General features: G+C 50.6%; 25 protein-coding genes. 16 read left to right on the forward strand and 9 right to left on the reverse strand.

Features of this window, described 5'->3' with window-relative positions; translation table 11 throughout:
- Positions 1 to 143 precede the first annotated feature (143 nt).
- Genes glgB through IEX98_RS03440 form a run of 5 tightly spaced genes read left to right on the forward strand, consistent with a single transcriptional unit; the run spans position 144 to position 7,822 of the window.
- Positions 144 to 2,051 (forward strand): 1,4-alpha-glucan branching protein GlgB, encoded by a 1,908-nt coding sequence (glgB, locus tag IEX98_RS03420; protein WP_229691948.1) that lies wholly within the window; start codon positions 144 to 146, stop codon positions 2,049 to 2,051.
- 16 nt (positions 2,052 to 2,067) lie between these two features.
- Complete coding sequence (locus tag IEX98_RS03425) at positions 2,068 to 3,234, forward strand: glucose-1-phosphate adenylyltransferase (protein ID WP_188887515.1); 1,167 nt, start codon at positions 2,068 to 2,070, stop codon at positions 3,232 to 3,234.
- Complete coding sequence (gene glgD / locus IEX98_RS03430) at positions 3,231 to 4,343, forward strand: glucose-1-phosphate adenylyltransferase subunit GlgD (protein ID WP_188887516.1); 1,113 nt, start codon at positions 3,231 to 3,233, stop codon at positions 4,341 to 4,343. Before IEX98_RS03425 ends, glgD begins: the two co-directional genes overlap by 4 nt.
- Before the next feature lie 57 nt (positions 4,344 to 4,400).
- Positions 4,401 to 5,864 carry a glycogen synthase GlgA gene (glgA, locus tag IEX98_RS03435; RefSeq protein WP_188887517.1) on the forward strand — a complete coding sequence of 488 codons (1,464 nt, stop codon included), beginning with the start codon at positions 4,401 to 4,403 and terminating at the stop codon, positions 5,862 to 5,864.
- Positions 5,846 to 7,822, forward strand: coding sequence for a glycoside hydrolase family 15 protein (locus tag IEX98_RS03440; protein WP_188887518.1), 1,977 nt, complete (start codon positions 5,846 to 5,848; stop codon positions 7,820 to 7,822). The genes glgA and IEX98_RS03440 overlap by 19 nt, the downstream gene beginning before the upstream one ends.
- Before the next feature lie 91 nt (positions 7,823 to 7,913).
- Here IEX98_RS03440 and IEX98_RS03445 read toward each other — a convergent pair whose 3' ends face one another.
- The 6 genes from IEX98_RS03445 to IEX98_RS03470 form a co-directional block, all read right to left on the reverse strand.
- Complete coding sequence (locus IEX98_RS03445) at positions 7,914 to 8,003, reverse strand: YjcZ family sporulation protein (protein WP_374705318.1); 90 nt, start codon at positions 8,001 to 8,003, stop codon at positions 7,914 to 7,916.
- Between the two features lie 167 nt (positions 8,004 to 8,170).
- Positions 8,171 to 8,551, reverse strand: a complete 381-nt coding sequence (locus tag IEX98_RS03450) for a spore germination protein GerPE (RefSeq protein WP_188887520.1) — start codon at positions 8,549 to 8,551, stop codon at positions 8,171 to 8,173.
- Positions 8,552 to 8,586: 35 nt separating this feature from the next.
- Complete coding sequence (locus IEX98_RS03455) at positions 8,587 to 8,823, reverse strand: hypothetical protein (RefSeq protein WP_308421734.1); 237 nt, start codon at positions 8,821 to 8,823, stop codon at positions 8,587 to 8,589.
- 14 nt (positions 8,824 to 8,837) lie between these two features.
- The gene (gerPC, locus tag IEX98_RS03460; RefSeq protein WP_188887521.1) at positions 8,838 to 9,515 is read right to left on the reverse strand and encodes a spore germination protein GerPC; all 678 of its coding nucleotides are present in this window, start codon (positions 9,513 to 9,515) and stop codon (positions 8,838 to 8,840) included.
- A 17-nt stretch (positions 9,516 to 9,532) separates the two neighbouring features.
- The gene (locus tag IEX98_RS03465; protein ID WP_188887522.1) at positions 9,533 to 9,736 is read right to left on the reverse strand and encodes a spore germination protein GerPB; all 204 of its coding nucleotides are present in this window, start codon (positions 9,734 to 9,736) and stop codon (positions 9,533 to 9,535) included.
- Positions 9,733 to 9,972, reverse strand: a complete 240-nt coding sequence (locus IEX98_RS03470) for a spore germination protein (protein WP_042162723.1) — start codon at positions 9,970 to 9,972, stop codon at positions 9,733 to 9,735. Before IEX98_RS03470 ends, IEX98_RS03465 begins: the two co-directional genes overlap by 4 nt.
- Positions 9,973 to 10,108: 136 nt before the next feature.
- Between IEX98_RS03470 and IEX98_RS03475 the strand changes: the two genes are divergently transcribed.
- The 10 genes from IEX98_RS03475 to IEX98_RS03520 all read left to right on the forward strand — a co-directional run bounded on the left by IEX98_RS03475 (position 10,109) and on the right by IEX98_RS03520 (position 17,993).
- Positions 10,109 to 10,537 (forward strand): Hsp20/alpha crystallin family protein, encoded by a 429-nt coding sequence (locus tag IEX98_RS03475; protein ID WP_188887523.1) that lies wholly within the window; start codon positions 10,109 to 10,111, stop codon positions 10,535 to 10,537.
- Positions 10,538 to 10,685: 148 nt separating this feature from the next.
- Positions 10,686 to 10,886, forward strand: a complete 201-nt coding sequence (locus IEX98_RS03480; protein ID WP_188887524.1) for a hypothetical protein — start codon at positions 10,686 to 10,688, stop codon at positions 10,884 to 10,886.
- A 32-nt stretch (positions 10,887 to 10,918) separates the two neighbouring features.
- Positions 10,919 to 11,143 carry a hypothetical protein gene (locus tag IEX98_RS03485; protein ID WP_188887525.1) on the forward strand — a complete coding sequence of 75 codons (225 nt, stop codon included), beginning with the start codon at positions 10,919 to 10,921 and terminating at the stop codon, positions 11,141 to 11,143.
- Between the two features lie 116 nt (positions 11,144 to 11,259).
- Complete coding sequence (locus IEX98_RS03490; protein ID WP_188887526.1) at positions 11,260 to 11,697, forward strand: Fur family transcriptional regulator; 438 nt, start codon at positions 11,260 to 11,262, stop codon at positions 11,695 to 11,697.
- On the forward strand, positions 11,697 to 11,966 hold the full coding sequence (gene yidD / locus IEX98_RS03495; RefSeq protein ID WP_188887527.1) for a membrane protein insertion efficiency factor YidD: 270 nt from the start codon (positions 11,697 to 11,699) through the stop codon (positions 11,964 to 11,966). Before IEX98_RS03490 ends, yidD begins: the two co-directional genes overlap by 1 nt.
- A gap of 395 nt (positions 11,967 to 12,361) precedes the next feature.
- Positions 12,362 to 14,365, forward strand: a complete 2,004-nt coding sequence (metG, locus tag IEX98_RS03500) for a methionine--tRNA ligase (protein ID WP_188887528.1) — start codon at positions 12,362 to 12,364, stop codon at positions 14,363 to 14,365.
- A gap of 229 nt (positions 14,366 to 14,594) precedes the next feature.
- The gene (locus IEX98_RS03505) at positions 14,595 to 15,578 is read left to right on the forward strand and encodes a metal ABC transporter substrate-binding protein (RefSeq protein ID WP_188887529.1); all 984 of its coding nucleotides are present in this window, start codon (positions 14,595 to 14,597) and stop codon (positions 15,576 to 15,578) included.
- A gap of 67 nt (positions 15,579 to 15,645) precedes the next feature.
- Positions 15,646 to 16,461 carry a metal ABC transporter ATP-binding protein gene (locus tag IEX98_RS03510; protein WP_188887530.1) on the forward strand — a complete coding sequence of 272 codons (816 nt, stop codon included), beginning with the start codon at positions 15,646 to 15,648 and terminating at the stop codon, positions 16,459 to 16,461.
- Positions 16,445 to 17,254: a metal ABC transporter permease gene (locus IEX98_RS03515; protein ID WP_188887953.1), complete on the forward strand. Its 810-nt coding sequence runs from the start codon at positions 16,445 to 16,447 to the stop codon at positions 17,252 to 17,254. The genes IEX98_RS03510 and IEX98_RS03515 overlap by 17 nt, the downstream gene beginning before the upstream one ends.
- A gap of 22 nt (positions 17,255 to 17,276) precedes the next feature.
- Positions 17,277 to 17,993: a cytochrome c biogenesis CcdA family protein gene (locus IEX98_RS03520; protein WP_188887531.1), complete on the forward strand. Its 717-nt coding sequence runs from the start codon at positions 17,277 to 17,279 to the stop codon at positions 17,991 to 17,993.
- 10 nt (positions 17,994 to 18,003) lie between these two features.
- Here IEX98_RS03520 and splB read toward each other — a convergent pair whose 3' ends face one another.
- Positions 18,004 to 19,074: a spore photoproduct lyase gene (gene splB / locus IEX98_RS03525; protein ID WP_188887532.1), complete on the reverse strand. Its 1,071-nt coding sequence runs from the start codon at positions 19,072 to 19,074 to the stop codon at positions 18,004 to 18,006.
- A gap of 211 nt (positions 19,075 to 19,285) precedes the next feature.
- On the opposite strand from splB, the gene mntR reads away from it, so the two are divergent.
- The gene (mntR, locus tag IEX98_RS03530; protein WP_042162713.1) at positions 19,286 to 19,711 is read left to right on the forward strand and encodes a transcriptional regulator MntR; all 426 of its coding nucleotides are present in this window, start codon (positions 19,286 to 19,288) and stop codon (positions 19,709 to 19,711) included.
- A gap of 72 nt (positions 19,712 to 19,783) precedes the next feature.
- Here the strand turns inward: mntR and IEX98_RS03535 are convergent, their stop codons facing one another.
- The gene (locus IEX98_RS03535) at positions 19,784 to 20,086 is read right to left on the reverse strand and encodes a hypothetical protein (RefSeq protein ID WP_188887533.1); all 303 of its coding nucleotides are present in this window, start codon (positions 20,084 to 20,086) and stop codon (positions 19,784 to 19,786) included.
- A gap of 20 nt (positions 20,087 to 20,106) precedes the next feature.
- Positions 20,107 to 21,078, reverse strand: a complete 972-nt coding sequence (locus tag IEX98_RS03540; RefSeq protein ID WP_188887534.1) for a DUF1385 domain-containing protein — start codon at positions 21,076 to 21,078, stop codon at positions 20,107 to 20,109.
- Positions 21,079 to 21,126: the final 48 nt, after the last annotated feature.

Here is a 21,126-nt window from a genome sequence, read left to right on the forward strand (position 1 = left end):
TATGTGAGTTAATCTGACACGTTTTGAAAATGGGGTGTCATTTTTCAAGGGAAGATGTATAATGGTATTAAATCAGTCTTGTTTTATAGGTATTTCAACCTGATACTGCAGTACAAATCAAACTGCGGAGGTGAACGTCCAACTTGATCCAAACGGCACCTTACGGCTTGTCTATGAGCGATTTGTATTTGTTCAACGAGGGAAGCGCCTATCACAGCTATCGATTTATGGGCGCGCACCGGCTCCAGCTGAACGGCGTTTATGGCGTCAGATTTGCAGTGTGGGCGCCGAATGCAGCTGAAGTTCATATCGTGGGCAGCTTTAACGATTGGAACGGCGGCATTCACGCCATGGAGCGGATTGGCACCACGGGCATTTGGGCTTCTTTCATTGCCGATATCGGCGAAGGCGAGACTTATAAGTACGAGATTACAACCCGGAGCGGGGAGCGGCTGCTTAAAGCCGATCCCTATGCTTTTCTGGCGGAGCGGCGGCCTTTGACCGCTTCCGTCATTACCGATTTGAACGGTTTTCCTTGGCGCGACGAAGGATGGGTCAACAGCAAGGAAGGACGTTCGGCTTATACGAATCCGCTGCTCGTATACGAAGTGCACGCGGGATCCTGGAAGACGAAAGGCAAAGAGGTTTTTCTAACCTATGATGAACTCGCAGCCGAGCTGGTTCCTTATGCGGCCGAAATGGGATATACGCATATCGAATTAATGCCGCTCGCTGAGCATCCTTTCGATCAGTCCTGGGGTTATCAAATAACAGGCTTTTATGCTCCGTCCAGCCGCTTTGGAAGGCCAAAGCAGCTTATGCATTTCGTCGACTGCTGCCATGAGCGCGGTATTGGCGTCATTCTGGATTGGGTGCCCGGTCATTTCTGCCGCGACAATCACGGTTTGCGTCTATTCGACGGCATGCCGATTTTTGAGGGGCCTGACGAAAAGCTGGCAGATAAGCCATTATGGGGAACACTGGCTTTTGATTTTAGCAAAAACGAAGTCGTAAGCTTCCTAATTTCCAATGCGGTTTATTGGATGGAGATGTATCATATCGACGGCCTTCGGGTCGATGCGGTCGCCAGCATGATTAATTTGCATATGGACAAACCGCGGGAGCAGTACACCTGGAACAAGCTAGGCGGCACGGACAATTTGGACGCGCTGCGATTTTTGAAACGATTGAATGAAACCGTATTTCACTATTACCCCGACACATTGATGCTTGCAGAAGATTCTTCCGCATGGCCCGCAGTCACCTCTCCTACATACCTAGGCGGGCTAGGATTCAATTTCAAATGGAATATGGGCTGGATGAACGACATTCTCCGTTATATGTCGCATGATCCGGCTGACCGCCCGCAATACCACCACCTGATAACTTTCTCTCTGCTTTATGCATTCTCTGAAAACTACGTACTTCCGCTTTCACATGATGAAGTTGTACACGGCAAACGATCGCTTCTAAACAAAATGCCCGGCACCTACGAGGAAAAATTCGCTCAGCTTCGGCTATTTTACGGGTATTGGATGACGCATCCAGGCAAAAAACTGCTCTTTATGGGCGGCGAGTGGGGGCAATTCGATGAATGGAAAGATGCCGAATCACTAGATTGGATGCTGCTTGATTACGATCTGCACGGAAAGATGAAGGCCTACGTCCAGACGCTCAATACCCTCTATGTTTCAGAGCCTTCTCTCTGGGAAAGAGACAGCGACGCCACAGCCTTTCAATGGATTGATGTTCATAATGCCCGCCAATCTATCATATCCTTTATTCGTTATGGCAAAAAAAGCTTTTCCATCGTCGTCGCGAACTTCTCTCGCACCGGTTACGCCAGTTATCGGGTCGGAGTACCGGAGACAGGTATATACCGGACTATCATGAACAGCAATGAGGAACGCTTCGGAGGCTATGAAACCCAGCATTCGCTGAAATTCGTCAGCGAGAACGTTGCTTGGCACGGCTACAACCAAAGCATTTCACTACATCTCCCCCCTCTATCCTTCCAATTACTCAGCTATGATCTGGGGGACACACATTAAGAAGGAGTTGGTGTCCATGGGCCGTAAAGAAATGGTTGCAATGCTGTTGGCCGGAGGAGAGGGAAAAAGACTTGGCGTATTGACCAAGGATCTGGCCAAGCCAGCCGTCTACTTCGGAGGGAAATACCGAATCATAGATTTCACGCTTAGCAATTGTGCCCATTCCGGGATTGATACGGTAGGGGTGCTGACACAATACCAGCCGCTGGAGCTGAACCGCTATTTGGGCATCGGCACGCCTTGGGGACTTGACCGCAAGGATGGCGGGATGGCTATTCTGCCGCCCTATGTCAAGCAGAAAGGCGGTGTTTGGTATACAGGAACTGCGAATGCCATCTATCAAAATATGGCGTTTATCGAGCGGTACAATCCGGGGTATGTGCTCGTCATTTCGGGCGATCACATTTATAAAATGGACTATGATCTGATGCTGCAGCACCATAAGCGCAGCGGCGCGGATTTAACGATAGCGGGAATTGAAGTGGATTGGAAGGAAGCGAGCCGTTTTGGCGTTATGCATGTAGACGACGAGGACCGGATTACCGCTTTCGAAGAGAAGCCCAAAGCGCCAAAAAGCAATATCGCTTCAATGGGCGTCTATATATTTTCCTGGGCGCTGCTGCAAAAATATTTGGTGTACGACGAAGCGAACCGCAGCTCCAGCCATGACTTCGGCAAAGATATCATTCCGTCTATGCTTAAGGACGGCTTGCATCTTAGCGCATATTCCTTCAAGGGCTATTGGAAGGATGTCGGCACGATTGAAAGCCTATGGGAAGCTAACATGGATTTGTTGGCGGATGAGCCGTCGCTCGACCTCGCCGATCCCGAATGGCGCATTTATTCCGTCAGCCCTAACCGTCCGGCGCAGTTTGTCTCGCCTGAAGCGAAGCTTTCGGCTTCGATGGTCACAGAGGGCTGCATGATTGAAGGGAGCATCGAACGTTCGGTACTGTTCTACGGCGTGCATGCGGGAAGAAGCAGCGAGGTAAGCGAATCGGTTGTCATGCCGAACGTGCGGATTGGCGAGGGTGCGAAAATCTATCGGGCCATAATCGGAGAAGGAGCCATTATCGAGGACGGCGTCACAGTTGGCAACCCGGATGACGATTCCATTACGGTTGTGGCGGTAGGCGAATTTGTAGGGAATGACCATATGCTGCTGGAGGTGGAGCCGTCATGAAGCACCGGGTGATGGGCGTCATTAATTTGATTCATGAGACGGATGAGCTGGAGCGGCTTACGCAAAGCCGCTGCCTGGCAACGGTGCCCTTCGGCGCCAGATACAGACTGATTGACTTTGCACTGTCGAGCATGGTCAATTCCGGCATTCATAAAGTCGCAATATTCGCACATAAAAAGTATCGCTCGCTGATGGATCATGTGGGCTCGGGAAGCCATTGGGACTTGAACAACCGTCAAAGCGGCTTGTTCCTGCTGCCGCCGGCGACCGACGATATCCAGGAGATCAGCCGCGGCGATCTCTATCATTTCTATCAGCACCGCGATTACTTTAACCGCTCGACGCTGGAGTACGTCGTCATTACACGCAGCCATATGGTATGCAACGTCGACTTTGGCCCGATCATCGAATATCACCAGGAGCGGGAAGCTGATATCACGATCGTCTGCAAGGAACAGGCTGAACAGCTGCTGGGAAGAGCCCGTAAAGTGAAGATGGACGAAGATGGCCGGATTACAGCCATTCAGGATCATTACGGCCGGATGCTGAGCGATACAATCTCCATGGAAATGTACATTATGAAAAAGGAATTGCTCATGGAGCTTGTGGAAACGTCGCTGGCGCAGGGGCAGGACCATCTGGTCCGGCACGCGATTTTCTCCAGGATCGACCAGCTCCGTATTTACGGCTACAAGTACGAAGGTTATTTGGGTGTCGTCAATACGCTGGCCAGCTATTACGATCATAATATGAGCCTGCTTCGGCCGGATGTATGGCGGGAGCTGTTCTTCCAGCCGGGGACTGTATTCACGAAAGGGAAGGATGAGCCGCCGGCCCGTTATCTCGGTACCTCGAAGGTGGTCAACTCCCTAATTGCCAACGGCTGCCGGATTGAAGGAACGGTGGAGAACAGCATCATTTTCCGTGGTGTCCATATACGAAAAGGGGCAGTCGTCCGCAACAGCATCATTATGCAAAACGGCGATATCGGCGAAAACAGCATCGTGCAATACAGCATTCTGGATAAGGATGTTCGCGTGCAATGCGACCGCGATATCCGCGGCACGATGACGAGTCCGTTTCTGGCAGCCAAGCGAAAAATTATATAATTTCAGGCTCGGAATGGCTACCGGCCTAACGATTGCGGACATAACGGGGTGAAAGCAATGAATATATTATTTGCGGCTTCAGAGGCGGTGCCGCTGGCCAAGACGGGCGGCTTGGCTGACGTAGCCGGGGCGCTGCCGAAGGCGCTGCGGGACGGCGGAGCGGACACGAGAGTGATTTTGCCGAAATACGAGGAAATTCCAGCTGTCTACACGGATCAATTCGAGCGGATTGCGGAGTTTACCGTATCGTTTAGCTGGCGCAACCAATATTGTGGCCTGCTGAGGGCGGAGATTGACGGCATTATCTATTACTTAATCGATAATGAGCACTATTTCAAACGCAGAGGCTTGTACGGCTATGGCGACGATGCGGAGCGGTTCGTATTTTTCTGCTTTGCAGTGATGGAGGCTTCGCGCTATTTGGATTTCCGGCCGGATATCGTCCATTGTCATGACTGGCAGACAGGTCTTATTCCTTTCCTCTTGCAGACGAGATATGCGCATGATCCGGCATGGACAGGGGTGAAATCGGTGTTTACGATTCACAACCTGAAGTATCAGGGCTTGTTCGGAATCGATTTGCTGAAGGATTTGCTCGGCGCCGGCGATGAATTGTTTGGGCCGGACGGTCTTGAGTTTCATGGAGCTGCCAGCTGTATGAAAGGCGGGCTCGTGTATGCGGACAAGCTGACGACGGTTAGCGAGACGTATGCGAAGGAAATACAGGGCTGGGAGTACGGCGAGCTGCTGGATGAACTGTTGCGCTACCGTGCTGCCGATCTGAGCGGCATCCTTAACGGTATTGACGAGCAGCTGTTCGATCCCATGAATGATCCTGCCCTGCATACGCCGTACCGTAATTCATTGAGCCGCAAACGGAAAAATAAGCTGGACTTGCAGCGGGAGATGAATTTGCCGCAGTCGGAGGATGTGCCGCTTATTGGCGTCGTAACCCGTTTAGTTGAGCAAAAGGGTTTCGATCTTATTGCAGCTAAGCTGGAGCTGCTTATGCAAGAAGACGTGCAGCTCGTTGTGCTTGGTTCGGGAGAGCCGCAATATGAAGCGCTGATGAATGATATCGTCCGTCGTTATCCCGATAAAGCGGCGGTGTGGCTCGGCTATAACGACCGGCTTGCGAGAAGAATTTATGCCGGCTCTGACTTGTACCTGATGCCATCCCGCTTTGAGCCTTGCGGTTTAAGCCAGCTTCTGGCGCTGCGCTACCGCTCTGTGCCTATCGTTCGTGAAACCGGGGGGCTGAAGGATACGGTTCGCGCCTTCAATGAATATACTGGTGAGGGGAACGGTTTCAGCTTTACGTATTACAATGCAGATGATTATTGGCATACCGTGAAGAGAGCTTTGCAGTTCTACAGGGACGAAAAAGCTTGGAAGCAGATTGTCGCCAATGCGGCAAAAGAGGACTATAGTTGGAACCGTTCTGCAAAAGCCTATATAGCGCTGTATGAACTACTTCTTGTGGATCGAAAGGGGAAAGAGCTATGGCCCGTCATCTCGTAATCGGCAACGGCAAGCTGCTGCTAAATCTGGATCAACACTGTTATATCCGGGACATTTATTATCCCTATGTCGGCCAGTTGAATCATGTGGGCGGTCATTATTGCAGATTTGGCATTTGGATCGGGGGACAGTTCTCCTGGCTAGACGAGCCGGAATGGAAGTTTGAGCTCGACTACATTGAGGATTCGCTCGTTACCAACATTATTGCCAGGCATGATGGATTGGACGTCGAGCTTCATATGAACGATGGCATTCATCAACGGGAATGTATTTATATCAAACGTGTCGTCATCCGCAACCGGAGAAGCGAGCCCCGTGAAGCCCGGCTGTTTTTCCATCAGGATCTAATGATCGAAGGCTCTGAGGTAGGAGATACAGCTGCCTATTATCCGGAGAATAACACGTTATTCCATTACAAACGTTCAAATTATTTCATGTTCAGCGGCTCTACCGACGAAGGCGGAATGATGCAATATTCAACCGGCATCAAACGTTTCCACTCGGCTGAGGGGACATGGAGGGACGCAGAGGATGGCGTGCTGATGGGCAATACAATCGCTCAAGGATCTGTCGACAGTACGATCAGCTTCCGTACGATCGTTCCTCCTAACGGTGAGAAGACGATCTATTATTGGATGTCGATCGGCAAAAACCTGGAGGAAGTCAAAGCTCTCAATCAATATGTACAAGAGAATAATCCCGAGAAGCTGCTCAGCCGGATGGTCATCTATTGGAAGCACTGGCTGCGCCGCGCAGAGACGGAACTGGGCGATTTGCCGAAGCCGGTCGTACGCACTTTCAAGCAAAGTCTGCTGCTCGTCAGGACGCAGGTGGACGAACGGGGAGCGATACTTGCCGCTAATGATACGGACATTCTGCAATACAACCGGGATCATTACAGTTATATGTGGCCGCGTGACGGGGCGCTAATTGCGGAGGCGATGTCGCTCGCCGGTTATCAAAGTGTTATCGCACCATTTTTCCATTTTTGCGCGCAGGCACTATCGCCGGAAGGCTATTTGTACCACAAGTACAATCCGGACGGAACCGTTGGCTCAAGCTGGCATCCCTACATTGTGCAAGGCAGCCGCAGACTGCCCATTCAAGAGGATGAAACGGCGCTTGTCCTATTTGCGCTTTGGCAGGATTACTCGCGTAATCAGGTCATTGAATTACCGCAATCCTTGTACAGCAATCTCATACGGAAGGCAGCTTCCTTTCTGAGCGAGTACATCGACCCTTCGCTTTCGCTGCCTAAGCCAAGCTATGATTTATGGGAGGAGCGCTATGGGATATGGACGTATACAGCCTCCTCTGTCTATGCGGGGCTGATGGCGGCAGCCTTCTTCACCGAACTGTTCGGTGATTACGAGCGGAGCGACCATTACAAGAATACGGCAAGTACGATCAAACAGGGCATTCTGACTCATCTATGGGATGAAGAGTCCGGCAGGTTCGCCCGCGGACTTATTCAGAAGGATAATCGATGGGTGAAGGATATGACGCTGGAGAGCAGCATGTTCGGCATTTGGGAATTTGGAGTATTGCCCGTGCATGATGATAAAGTCTCCAGGACGATGAACGCGATCAAGGAAGGTCTGCAAATTCGGACCCATATCGGCGGAATCGCCCGCTACACTAATGACTATTACTTCCAGCAGTCAGGTGAGATCGACAAAGTCCCGGGCAACCCGTGGATCATTTGTACGTTATGGGTAGCCAATTATGAGATTGAATCGGCATTGACGCTGACCGATCTTGAGGGGCCAAAGCGGACGCTGCAATGGGTCGTTGATCATGCGCTGCAAAGCGGCTTGCTGCCGGAGCAGTTGAACCCGCATGACGGAACGCCGTTATCGGTTGCTCCGCTCACATGGTCGCATGCAACGTTCGTGCAAAGCGTAAGCAAATATGCGGAAAAGTATAAGGAGCTGCAAGGAAAGCAGCAGCAGGAGTAGCTGCCGCCCATTCTGCGGCGTTATATGTCAAAAAGCCGTCCCGGCAAGATGCGCCGGGACGGCTTTTTGCTATACGTGCATAATCATTGAATTAGAACAGCCAAGAGCGCGATATGATGACGAGCAAAATGAAAAGAACGAGAATGATGCCTGTACTCGTCCAGAGACCGCCCACCGGCACGCAACCAACATTAGCACCTGCTACAGGGTATCCCACCGTTCATAACCTCCCGAATGTGAGTTTTGCGATGTTATGGAATACATCACATGGTTAATGTATGAAGGCGGCGCCCGTAATTATTGGACGTTTGTACCGGTGCAAACGTAATTGTGACAAATGCCTAGTATTTACGGTTTTCTCCGATATTGGCGGATGTGCTTGATCCGGGATTCCGCTACCGTTTCCATCGCATTGCCAGCCTGCACGCTGGATGAGGCGCCGACCGCAGTTATGAAAATGCAGCCTACGTTGATGCGCGGCGAGCAGTTCGTCCGATGGATGACGACAGCTTCGTTTTCTTCGAATGCTGGATCGTTCAAGACCGGGAGCGGCCGTTCGAATATTTCGTAGGATTCGAAATAGACCGAGCCCGCCGTCTCATGTCCTTCTTCCCGCTGTACAGCAAGCGCCCTAAGCTTGGGGGTGTAGTATCCGCGATCACCTAACTGGATAATCGCGGATAAGGAGACATCGATGATGGCAAGACCGCAAATTTCTGCCGTCCGCACGGGATAGTCGCCCTCCCGTTGGCTGCCGGACCGCATTAGGCTTCGCTTTCCGTTTCCGGCTCCGCCGTTTCACCAATGGCCTGCGAGGCACCCTCCGGACTTGGGAACGGAGCGAGCGGTCCGATGATTACCGATTCCGGCGGCGTGTCGAACATGGAATATAGCGTCGTGTAATCGGTATCCCCAACTTGCAGGGAGGAGGAGCTGGAAATACCAAGTACTTCGATGGAGCCAACGACCAATGCATGGTTGTATACATTGAACTGAATCATAGTTAACGGCCTCCTTATGAATTATTCATCAAATTGCTGTTGTCAGAGCCTTGCAGCTGGCATAAATATTGCTGCAGGGCTGCGTCGGCGTCACGGGACGTTTTTGCAAAAATGTCTGCTTTGAATGCGGCCTCGCCGTCGGCATCAAGCGGAGTCCCTGCTTGATCTTTCGCCGCAGTCTGCATATAGTAATGAATCCGGGTAGGAAGCTGCTTGCGGATATCGTTAATAATTAAACGGCGGTGGTAAGGATCGAGAGTCAGTCCGATGTCGGATTCCATCTGCATTAGCTTTTGTGGAGCCATCGTGTCTAAATATTGATTCATTTGCGCTTGCACATCGCTATACGGGCCTCCCGCAGAAGGCGGCGATATGCCGGCCGCGGCTGAAGGAAATACATTCTGTTTCTTTGCAGAAAGCTGCTCTATATCTCCTGGGGGCGACTCCGAGCCCGGCGGCGTCATGCCGATATTGAGCGTGCCTTCCAGCTTCTCTACCTTTAACTGATCGAAATGGTACTGCAGGTTTTCGATATTGTAGGTTGGTTTAGTCTCCAGTTGCTGCAACTGGTCGCATACGGCGGACAGCTTCATTTCGAGGGAACGGATTTGCTCCTCTTGCCGGCTAAGTCTGGCTTGAACCTCATGCAGCCAAGCATGCCAAGGGGAGTAGCCGTTCGGTTGCTGCTGCATGTTGGATGGCCTCCTGTCTATGAGGGATTAGGCAGCGGAACGAAGGAAAGCGGGTTCTCCTGGCCGAGCTCCGCTGCCGGTCCGGTGAAGCCCCCCGTATTATAAAGCTGGGACAAAGAACGGATCGAACCTGCGCTCCCGATCTGAAGCACGGAGCTGTTCGAGACGCTGTCGACGCGCAGCTGCTTAATCGTAATGGTTTGATGAATGGTCCAGTTCATATGAGGTTAACTCCCGTGCCGATTTCGTTTTGCGTGCTGTCCTGTACGTCAGGATCAAGTGTATTCGTAGCGCTGACAGCGTTGTTCGCGTTGGCGAGGCTGCCCGTCAGGAAGGAGCCGGAGCCGGCATAGGTTTTGGAAGTGCTTGACGGCGATAGCTGCACGGAATCGCCGAATTGTACGATGGAGCTGGAGCCAGTGCTGACGATTTTGACAAAACCGACGATGGATGGCATGCGCGTTCACTCCTTTTACGGTAATACGGTATGCTACATCGTATGCGGCATTCGCCTAGAGGTTCCGTGAGTCATGTGCTGTAATGTGGCGCTAACGCCCAGATCGGCATATGTTGTAAGGGGGAGGTGAAAGCTGGTGGCATCTAAGTGGGATGATCTGGAGAGATGGATGGAGGGACAAAAGCTGCCTAAAGGGTTTGATGTGCTCAAAGAGCCTGATTGGGTGGAACAATTTGTTCGTAAAATGATGACAAAAGCACTGCCTGAAGCAGCTGGAGCGATGTCCAGTCAGGCGGATGATCCTTCTTTTTTTGAAACCCACCACTTCGTCATCGTTAAATTTCCCTTGCCGCCAGATGTGAAGCGGGATGAGCTGAAGCTTTATGTGCGGGAGGACCGGATTCGCATTGAAGGACTGCCCGGAAATCAGACCGAAACGGTCAAGCTTCCGAAGCCTGTGAAACCGAGAATATGCCGGGCACTCGTTAAAAACGGCATTTTACAAGTGAAGCTGCGCAAGCGTCCTGGCGCCCGTACCTATTATGAAGCGGATATTCGCTGGTAGCGCTGCAGCGGCTGCTGCCTATACTGTCACGAAATCTACCGGATTGCGGCTGGATAAAGATTGCATAATCCCTTATAATGCTATATAGCGAGCGGAACGGCAAAGGCTTACAAAGTCGTTTCTATCATTACATAGGGGAGTGTAGGGCGTGTCTTTAGTTGATGTCAGCAGCGTATCGGCGACTTTATTCATACTCGGAGTCGTCTTCTTATTGCTTATATTCGGATTGCTTAGCTTTGGAATATTGAGAATGTTCCAGCAGCGCTTCCGTGCGGGCTGGATCAGCTTCGCAGGCGCTATCGTCAGCTTTGTCGGGTTTATGCTTATATTAAACAAGTGGTTCCTGTGACGGACCCGTTTTGCTGATTGGAGGAGTCAACCATGCTATGGACGGCTATCTGGTTTTTCATTAATATACTGTTTGTCGTCTCCTTGATCATGTTCTTATTCGTGCAGCGCTCCGTGTCGGAAGCGGCAGCGAACACGAACGAACCGGACAAGCTGCGCCGCGCCAAGCAACGCCGTAATGTGACGGCTATCGTCTCTATCGCATTGCTTGTCGCGATGAGCGCCAGTTTTTTGATCAATATGCGGCTTAACGGGTAGGTTCAATGAGGGCCGCAGAGGTCTATGAAATGAGTTTTACGGGGGGCTCTCATTGACGAGAGTCTTTTTTTTCGTCATTATAGAGAGAGAATATCTATATGCGGAGGTTTTATTCATTGCATACGTATGAAGAAATCGTGCAGAAGATGGCAAGCCAAGGGCTGCGCATAACCGATCAACGAAAAACGCTGGCGAAATTATTTGCGGAGTCTCCGGGATATTTGGCGCCAAAAGCCGTTTACGAATATATGGGCAAGTCCTACACGGGACTCAGCTTCGATACCGTCTATCGCAATTTGCGCGTCATGGAGGAGCTTGGCGTACTAGAGCAGGTGGTGTTCGAGGAAGGCGTCAAGTTCAAGCTGCACTGCCGGGAGCATGACCATCATCATCATATGATCTGCCTGCAATGCGGCAGAACCTATCCGATCACGTACTGTCCGATGGAACAGACACTTGTGCCGGATGATTTCAAAGTCGTCAAGCATAAGTTCGAGGTGTTTGGTTACTGCAAGGATTGCGCGCAAGACGAGCCGGCCTTGGGAGAAGGCTAATGTCCGGGCAGCCGAAAGCGAGAAGGGTGCTGCAGGCGCCTATCGTCTTTTACCGCAAGGTGCTGTCGCCCTTGAAGCCCCCCACATGCCGCTTCTATCCCACTTGCTCCGCTTACGCGCTAGAAGCGCTCGAGAAGCATGGCGCCGTTCGCGGATCTTGGCTTGCGGCGAAACGGATTGCGCGCTGCCATCCCTTTCATCCGGGCGGATTTGACCCGGTCCCGCCAGCACCTGGCGAGGAACAGCCCATCGGGCATGAGGGATCTTGACAGGCTGATGGGTTGAGGTTATATTTTGAACTATAAAGGTTAATAATTGCAAAATAACAGTCCGATGAACGGATGAGTACGATGATGATTTTTGAGAGATCGTCCTAGGACAGAGAGCCGGGCAAGATGCTGCAAGCCGGTATAGGACAACATCGGAAAATGGTCCTGGAGGAATCGTTTTCGAGCCGCAATCATGCGGTAAGGGAGCGGCGCTAAGCCAGCGGTAAAGGCTATGCCGTCTTCATCGACGGCACACGAAGCAATGATGCGCGGTTTATCCAAGCGGATAATCACGCATGATTGGAATTTGGGTGGTACCGCGTGAGTTCGTAACTCTCGTCCCATGTTGGACGGGAGTTTTTTGTGTTTTGTTTTTATTATAAGGAGGAATAGAAATGACGGAATTGAACAAAAGCTTTTACATTACAACACCGATTTATTATCCAAGCGACAAGCTTCATATCGGTCACGCCTATACGACTGTGGCGGGGGATGCAATGGCCCGCTACAAGCGGCTGCGCGGTTACGATGTCTGGTATTTGACCGGTACGGATGAGCATGGCCAGAAGATTGAACGCAAAGCAGAAGAAAACGGGAAAACGCCGCAGCAATTCGTAGATGACATTGTAGTTGGGATCAAAGAGCTGTGGGCGAAGCTGGAAATTTCCAACGACGATTTCATTCGTACGACGGAGCCGCGCCATAAAGTTGTTGTGGAACGGATTTTCGAGCAGCTGCTCAAGCAGGATGACATTTATAAAGGCGAATATGAAGGCTGGTACTGTACACCTTGCGAATCCTTCTTCCTGGAACGCCAGCTTGTGAACGGCAACTGCCCAGACTGCGGACGTCCTGTTGAGCTTGTGAAGGAAGAGAGCTATTTCTTCCGGATGAGCAAATATGCCGATCGTCTTCTGAAGCTGTATGAGGACAACCCTCAGTTCATTCAACCGGAATCCCGGAAAAATGAAATGATCAACAACTTTATTAAGCCGGGTCTGGAAGACTTGGCTGTCTCGCGGACGACCTTTGACTGGGGCGTTAAAGTGCCGGGCGACGCGAAGCATGTCATCTACGTATGGATCGACGCGCTCTCCAACTATATTACGGCTTTGGGCTATGGACAGGATGGCGAGGAAGGCGCGAAATATGCGAAATATTGGCCGGCAGACGTACATCTCGTAGGCAAGGAAATCGTACGCTTCCATACGATTTATTGGCCGATCATGCTGATGGCGCTTGGACTGCCGGTGCCGAAAAAAGTGTTCGCGCATGGCTGGCTGCTTATGAAGGACGGTAAAATGTCCAAATCGAAGGGCAACGTCGTCGATCCGGTTACGCTGATCGACCGCTACGGCTTGGATGCAGTACGTTACTATCTGCTTCGCGAAGTGCCTTTTGGCGCCGACGGAACGTTTACGCCGGAAAACTTTGTCGATCGGATCAACTTCGATTTGGCTAACGACTTGGGCAATTTGCTTAACCGGACAGTAGCGATGATCGACAAATATTTCGATGGCGCTATTCCGGCGTTCGCGGGCAAGGTGACGGAATTCGACGAACAGCTGCAGCAGCTTTCTGTACAGACGGTAGAGCAGGTAGAAACGGCAATGGAGAACATGGAGTTTTCCGTAGCGCTTGCCGCGATCTGGCAGTTTGTCAGCCGCACGAATAAATATATTGACGAGACACAGCCATGGGCGCTTGCGAAGGATGAAGGCAAGCGGGAAGAGCTTGCTTCAGTTATGCATCATTTGGCTGAATCCCTTCGTATTGCCTCGATCCTGCTTCAACCGTTCCTGACCCATGCGCCGCGCGAGCTGTGGAAACAGCTTGGCCTGGAAGCGGGAGAACTGACGGAATGGGAGAGCGCGAAGCAATTCGGTCAGCTGCCTGGCGGGACTAAGGTAAGTAAAGGCGCACCAATATTCCCTCGTCTGGAAGCGGCTGAAGAAGTAGCCTATATCGCTGCGGCAATGGGTGGAGGCACTTCGGCTCAGGCGGAAGCTCCGGCTGCCGGTCAAGCACCCGCTGCTAATGCTGCTGCGGACGACGATGAAGAAATTGAGCATAAAGAAGAAATCGGCATTGACGAATTTGCCAAGGTGGAGCTTCGCGTGGGGCAAGTTATTTCTGCCGAGCCGGTGAAAAAAGCCGATAAATTGCTGAAGCTGCAATTGGATCTTGGCTATGAGCAGCGTCAAGTCGTATCAGGCATCGCCAAGTTCTATACACCGGAGCAATTGGTCGGCCGCAAGGTTATTGTCGTAACGAACCTGAAGCCGGTTAAGCTTCGCGGAGAGCTGTCGCAAGGGATGATTCTGGCGGCTTCCAAAGGCGAGCAGTTGACGCTCGCTACGGTGCCGGATGAGATGCCTAATGGCGCTATCGTGAAGTAAGTTGTAAATATCAATTAGCAGCCGTCAAAGGGGCATGAGCTCCTTTGACGGCTTTTTTCTGCGCAGGTCTAATTGTATAGGGACAAGTGTATAGGCTAAGATGGAGGCGAGTATAGTAAAAAATAGTTATTAGATTTAGGGTTGACAGTGTCTATTAGCCGCTTATATAATGTAAATCGTAATAGTAACGATTACTAACAAGACATATAGAAATGGGAGAAGCCTACTTATGAGAACTAAAACTGTGAGATCAATCAGAATTTCTGCAGCTGCTATGCTATTGGCCGCTTTTACACTTGTTATTGCCGCATGCGGAAGCGGCTCGGGCGGTAAAATAGTGGAAGGCAAGACAAACGTAGTGACGACTTTTTACCCGCTTTATTACTTAGCTTCGGAAATCGGGGGCGATAAGGTAAATGCCGTCAACTTGGTGCCTGCTGGCGTAGAGCCGCATGACTGGTCGCCAAAGAGTCAGGATTTGGATCTTGCGTCGAAGGCTCAGTTGTTTCTGTATAACGGTGCCGGACTGGAAGGCTGGACTGATAATTTTCTGAAAGGCTTGTCGAAGAAGAGCAAGCTTGTAACAGCCGAGATGAGCAAAGGTATTTCGCTTATTAAAGGCAATCCGGAGGAAGAACACGAAGGTGAAGAAGGCGAAGAGCATGACGATCATGGACATAGCCATGATCTCGACGTCGATCCGCATACATGGGTAAGTCCAAAGTCGATCATGCTGATGGCGGAAAATGTGAAAAACAGTCTCGTTGAGGTAGATCCGGCCAACAAAGCAAGCTATGAAGACAATTACGCGGCGCTGCATGCCAAACTTGAAGCACTGGATCAGAAATTTCAAGCAGAGCTTTCCAAAACAGTGAAGAAAGATATCGTAACCTCTCATCAAGCATTTGGTTATTTGGCTAGAGACTATGGCTTGAGACAAACTGCGGTTATGGGCTTGTCGCCAGATGCGGAGCCAAGAGCACAGGACTTGCTCCAGATTGCGAAATTCGTGAAGGAAAACGACATTCGCTACATTTTCTTCGAGGAGCTGGTGTCGCCGACGCTGGCGAATACGCTGGCAAGTGAGGCGAAAGTCGATACACTGGTCCTTAATCCGATTGAAGGTCTTACACCGGAGCAGGAGAAGCGCGGAGACGACTACATCACGCTCATGGAAGCCAATTTGCAAAATTTGATTAAGGCATTACAATAAGATAGATAGGACAAAACTCGGCCGGTGTGCCGGGTTTGTCTGCTTTGAATAGAGAAAGAGGTGTACTATGCTGCAAAATCGAACGGGCGATGCCTGTCATCAAGATATCATTTCACTCGAAGGCGTAACCTTCTCCTACCAGCAGCAGCGGGTCATAACGGGCCTCGACTTCTCGGTCAAGGAGCGGGATTTCGTCGGTCTAATCGGCTCTAACGGGGCTGGCAAAACGACGCTGCTGCGTATGATTGTGGGACTGCTGAAGCCGGAGAGCGGCGTTATCCGGCTGTTTGGCGAGCCGGTCTCGCGCTTCAGGGCTTGGGAACGAATCGGCTACGTGCCGCAAAAAAACTCCTTCAACCCGCTGTTCCCGGCTACGGTCCGTGAAGTTGTACTATCGGGCCTGTATGGACGCAATAAGATGTTCCGCTCCATCGGCAAAGCCGATCAAATCAAATGCGAGGATGCACTGCATGCGATGAATATCGAAGATCTGGCAGGCAAGCGGATCGGCCAGCTTTCCGGAGGTCAGCAGCAGCGCGTCTTTCTGGCTAGAGCACTGATCAACAATCCATCTCTTCTCATTCTGGATGAGCCTACAGTCGGCATCGACACTGAGACGCAGGAAGGCTTTTTCCATATGATCAAGCATATGCATCAGCATCATAATATTACGTTTCTGATGGTATCTCACGATATGGATATGATTCGTTCTTATTTAGGTGAAAGACCGGTTGCCGAAAGCGGCAAATTGAAATTTTACAAAAAGCATTCCCATGAGCTTCAGGATTGTGTGGAGAATGATTTAACGCATAGCTTGAGAGGGCTGCGTCAGCAAATGGAGAGCAGGAAAGAGGTAGTTGCGGTTGTTGGAGATATTGGGTAGTGAGTTTTTTCAGCGCGCGCTCATCGGAGGCGTACTGATCGGTATTACAGCGCCGTTGATCGGCATCTTTTTGGTACTTAGAAGGCTGTCGATGATCGGCGACACGTTGTCTCATGTATCGATAGCAGGGGTGGCGCTTGGTTTTCTCGTTGGCGTCTATCCGGTTGCAGTTGGCTTACTGTTCGCCATCGCCGCTTCCTTCGCCATCGAAAAGCTGCGCAAGGCTTACAAGACGTATGCGGAGCTGTCCATTGCCATCATTATGTCAGGCGGTGTAGCGCTCGCTTCGATTTTGTTTACGCTAGGCAAAGGGTTTAATGTCAATGTTAACGGTTATTTATTCGGCAGTATCTATACGCTCGGCAATATTGACCTTGTGACGATCGCTATCGTAACAGTCGTTGTACTCGTGGCGATGCGGACGCAAGTCAAAGAGCTGTTCCTGCTTACGTTCGACGAAGATGCAGCGGCTGTGAGCGGCTTGCCCGTCCGGTTCTATAATGTTATGATTAGCGTGCTTACTGCACTGGTCATCAGCGCATCCATTAAGATTGTTGGCGCTTTGCTCGTATCGGCTTTGCTGACGATTCCGGCAGCATGCAGCCTTATTATTGCCCGCAGCTTCCGGCAAACGATCTTTGCAGTTGTTATCATCGGAGAGTTGGCTGTCGTCTTTGGTCTCTTGATCGCTGGCGTGTGGAATCTGGCTCCTGGCGGTACGATTGTTTTGCTCTTAATCGCCATTTTACTCGTTCTCATCCTGTTCAAGCCAGGTTTGCGAACGGGCAGTTAACTTCGACAGAGGTGCTTATCTATTGAGTGACATCAACATATGGCTGGCGTTCGGCGCCGGCTTAGCTTCATTTATTTCACCGTGCTGCTTGCCCTTGTACCCGTCTTATTTATCTTACATAACCGGCATTTCCGTAAGTGATCTCAAGCAAAATCAGCATACGAAAAAAATGCGCATCCGCACGATGACGCATACGCTTTTTTTCATTCTCGGATTTTGCACTGTCTATTACACACTGGGCTACGGCTCCAATGTGTTCGCGGAATTTTTCAGCGAGTATGCAGAGGTTATTCGTAAACTGTCCGCGATACTAATTGTGCTAATGGGACTGTTTCTCGTCGGTATTTTCCAGCCGCAGGTTCTGATGAAAGAACGGAGATTTAAGATCGATCCCAACAAAAAATCGGGCTTTATCGGCTCGTTTATTTTCGGAATCGGCTTCTCCGCCGGATGGACGCCTTGTATCGGCCCCGCGCTTACCGCCATTCTGGCGCTAGCTGCATCGGAGCCGGGCACTTGGTTCAAACTGACGACGGCTTATGCTTTGGGCTTTGCCATTCCGTTTTTCGCATTGGCCTTTTTCCTCGGCTCTGCGCGCTGGCTGCTCAAGTATTCCTCGCTGGTCATGAAGATCGGCGGCGGCGTCATGATTCTGATGGGTATTTTGCTGTTCACGAATCAAATGACCAAAATTACAATCTGGCTTAATTTGGTTACTCCGGATTGGCTCAAGTTTTAAGATCAATAAGCTACGTGAAATACTCGATCTTCGCGTTCGGGAAATGTTCAAATATGCGCTCCGATATAAACATGCGGAGCGCATAGGCTTGTTCATCGGGGTAAACGTATTTACCCTGTCCCCAGCGTCCCCACTTATATTTTCGCTTCTCAATATTCATCTCCAGCTTCGTCTTCGGATAGCGCTTTTCAATAACATTTTTAGCGGTTTTCGTAAACCGGTGCTGAATAAGCTCGAAAGTGAGATCACCGTTTTTCGCTTCCTCAGGCAGCGCTTTGGCTAATGACTCCAGCAGCTCCGCATACCCTTCTTCCCAGCCGTCATGCCAAATGATCGGCGCGATAATGAAGCCCATTGGATAGCCGGCTTTAGCTACCTTTGCAGCCGCTTCGATACGCTGCTCGAACCGGGAGGTGGCAGGCTCAAAATGCTTGATGACATATTTGGCGTTCACGCTGAAGCGAATTCGGGTATGTCCGTTATGTTTGGCATCCAGCAGTGAATCGACATGATGAAATTTCGTGACGAAACGAAGCCGTCCCAGCGGCTGCTCGCCCATATATTCAATCAGTTCGCGCAAACTGCCTGTTATCGGCTCCAGACCAACGGGATCGGAGGTGCAGGCTGCTTCAAAGCGGGTAATTTCTGGTTCGCGTTCGTCGATGTACCCTTGAGCCGCTTTCAAAATTTCATCGATATTAACGTATACGCGAATATAGGGTTTAGAGCCCAAAGTAGTCTGCAAATAACAATAATGGCAGTGACCCATGCAGCCGGTCGCGATGGGAATCGCATATTCGGCAGAAGGCTTGGACTGATCGAATTTCAATGTTTTTCGCACACCGACGACGAGCGTTCGCTTTGCAATCCGATACTGCTCCAGCTCGCTGTCGCCCGGCAGATTTGTTATCCGGTTATGGGAGGTCGTCATCCGGAAGGGAATGCCTTCCTTCTCAACCCAAGCCATAATCCGTTTGCCCTTGGGATACTCCAGCGCGCCTGGCTCGAAGTAAACGAGATCGGGTATGAAGGAAAGCTCGCTGCGGTCGACTTTCGGCTTTTCAATTACGGTTGTTGCCATCGCAATGCCCTCCCGTTAAAAATGTTTTGAATCATTCCTTTAGTGTGGGACACCAGCGTCTTTGGCAAACAGGGAGTTACAAGAAATAACGGTTGTCAGCGAAAGGCCTGTCAAATGAGAATAAGTTGCAGAGCGGATAAAGAACGGTGTATGATACTAAGAGTAACGCCTGAGAGACAAGGTGTAAGAAGTTGGGTTAGGGGGTTCTTCATTGCCGACTCCGAGCATGGAAGACTACTTGGAACGAATTTATAAGCTTATTGACGAAAAGGGGTACGCACGCGTATCGGATATCGCGGAAGGACTTGAAGTTCATCCGTCATCGGTTACGAAGATGATCCAGAAGCTGGACAAAGACAACTATTTAATTTACGAGAAATATCGCGGGCTTGTTCTTACGAGCAAAGGGAAGAAGATGGGCAAGCGTCTAGTTGACCGCCATCAACTGCTTGAATCGTTTCTGACGCTGATCGGCGTGCAGGAGGAGAACATTTATCGCGACGTGGAAGGCATCGAGCATCATTTGAGCTGGGATTCGATAACCTGCATTGAGACGTTGGTTGAATATTTCCACCGCGATCCGGCCCGCATGGACGAGCTGAAAGGCATTCGCGAAGAGTTGGAAACCTCAGAATAGCGAATACAAAAGAAAGAGCCTGCCAACCCGGCAGGCTCTTTCTTTTGTATTCGCAAAGCTTCTTGCAAAGCCTTAATGGTATTTCGGTGTATCGTCATCGTCCTTGCCGCCGTTAATGACACGGAACGGAACGGTGCGGGATTTCGGCTTTTGCCGTGGCTGTGTCCGGGTCTGCTTCACATACGGCTGGTTAGGCTTCGTTCCCCGTCCCCAACTGGAGGGCGGGAATTTATAAAGCAGGAAAATACCGCCCAGTATGACGATCGGAATCAGATAAGCGGCCGGGTTTGACGTGAAGCTGTCTAACAGCCCGATTGCGAACAAGATGACGACGATGACAGTCGTAACACTCCACCCTCGCGGAAGATTAGCCATGGCGCTTCCCGTCCTTTGCCTTAATTTTTAGTCATTTGCTGATCAAGCTCCCGCATCCGGTTGAAGGAAGCGATAGAAACCGCAACTTGGTCATCTTTAGGCTCTTTAGTCGTAAGAAGCTGGAGCCAAAGTCCTGGATAGCCAAGATAGCGCAGCACAGGCGTTTCACGCAGTGCATTCGTCCATCTCAATACCTCGTAAGAAATGCCAAGCACGAGAGGGAGCAGCAGGATGCGGATATAAATCCGTTCCCAGATCGTATCCCAAGTGAAAATCGGAAGCGAATAAATAATAACGCCTACGATAACTGTGAAAATAATGAAGCTGCTGCCGCAGCGATAATGAAGCCGGCTGTACTTTTGTACATTTTTAACCGTTAAGTCCTCGCCTGCCTCGTAGGCAGTAATGACCTTATGCTCAGCTCCGTGATATTGGAATAGCCGTTTGATGATTGGCGTCATCGACATCAGGTAGAGATAGGAAAGAAGCAGTATGATCTTAATAAGGCCCTCTAACAGATTATGCCCGACTTTGTTTTCGAATACATTCTGGAACAGAAGACTTTCGAGCGCAGCCGGTACCGCAGTGAAGATCAGCTTGCCAAATACGAAGGACAATACGCCTGCGACGGCTACGCCGACCAGCATGCTTAGGCTCCAGCCTGAGCCTTCCTTCTTCTTCTCGGCTTGTTTCGCCGCAGCTTCCGGGTTTTTCGATGCTTCATCAGCGGCTTCATCCTCGGCATAGTTTTCCATCGAGAAATTCAAATGCTGCGAGCCTTTGGCGCTGGATTCGATGATGCCAACTACTCCGCGTACTAGCGGAATTTTTTTCAATTGCTGTACCCAAGTACGTGTCGTTCTCGGAACCTCAAGAAAGACGATTTCGTCATTTTTACGCCGTACCGCCGTTACATTCACATGTTTGCCTGCGAACATAACGCCTTCGATTACCGCTTGTCCGCCGTAAATGCTTTTGGAGTTTTGAGACAAGAGACAGGTCACCTTCCTTAAGTTGCTTGAATCCCGAACGGAACACAA

The sequence above is a fragment of the Paenibacillus radicis (ex Gao et al. 2016) genome (genome assembly GCF_014641555.1).
Classification (GTDB): Bacteria; Bacillota; Bacilli; order Paenibacillales; family Paenibacillaceae; genus Pristimantibacillus; species Pristimantibacillus radicis.

What these genes read in the sequence shown, in the direction of transcription:
- gerPC (WP_188887521.1), bottom strand. Translation starts at nt 9,515, where the DNA reads ATGCAGCAGCAACCGAACGGCTACTCCCCTTGGCATGCTTGGCTGCAT.
- glgD (WP_188887516.1), top strand. Translation starts at nt 3,231, where the DNA reads ATGAAGCACCGGGTGATGGGCGTCATTAATTTGATTCATGAGACGGAT.
- IEX98_RS03470 (WP_042162723.1), bottom strand. Translation starts at nt 9,972, where the DNA reads ATGCCATCCATCGTCGGTTTTGTCAAAATCGTCAGCACTGGCTCCAGC.
- IEX98_RS03425 (WP_188887515.1), top strand. Translation starts at nt 2,068, where the DNA reads ATGGGCCGTAAAGAAATGGTTGCAATGCTGTTGGCCGGAGGAGAGGGA.
- metG (WP_188887528.1), top strand. Translation starts at nt 12,362, where the DNA reads ATGACGGAATTGAACAAAAGCTTTTACATTACAACACCGATTTATTAT.
- IEX98_RS03465 (WP_188887522.1), bottom strand. Translation starts at nt 9,736, where the DNA reads ATGAACTGGACCATTCATCAAACCATTACGATTAAGCAGCTGCGCGTC.
- IEX98_RS03505 (WP_188887529.1), top strand. Translation starts at nt 14,595, where the DNA reads ATGAGAACTAAAACTGTGAGATCAATCAGAATTTCTGCAGCTGCTATG.
- IEX98_RS03510 (WP_188887530.1), top strand. Translation starts at nt 15,646, where the DNA reads ATGCTGCAAAATCGAACGGGCGATGCCTGTCATCAAGATATCATTTCA.
- glgA (WP_188887517.1), top strand. Translation starts at nt 4,401, where the DNA reads ATGAATATATTATTTGCGGCTTCAGAGGCGGTGCCGCTGGCCAAGACG.
- IEX98_RS03485 (WP_188887525.1), top strand. Translation starts at nt 10,919, where the DNA reads ATGCTATGGACGGCTATCTGGTTTTTCATTAATATACTGTTTGTCGTC.
- IEX98_RS03455 (WP_308421734.1), bottom strand. Translation starts at nt 8,823, where the DNA reads ATGATTCAGTTCAATGTATACAACCATGCATTGGTCGTTGGCTCCATC.
- yidD (WP_188887527.1), top strand. Translation starts at nt 11,697, where the DNA reads ATGTCCGGGCAGCCGAAAGCGAGAAGGGTGCTGCAGGCGCCTATCGTC.
- splB (WP_188887532.1), bottom strand. Translation starts at nt 19,074, where the DNA reads ATGGCAACAACCGTAATTGAAAAGCCGAAAGTCGACCGCAGCGAGCTT.
- IEX98_RS03535 (WP_188887533.1), bottom strand. Translation starts at nt 20,086, where the DNA reads ATGGCTAATCTTCCGCGAGGGTGGAGTGTTACGACTGTCATCGTCGTC.
- IEX98_RS03440 (WP_188887518.1), top strand. Translation starts at nt 5,846, where the DNA reads ATGGCCCGTCATCTCGTAATCGGCAACGGCAAGCTGCTGCTAAATCTG.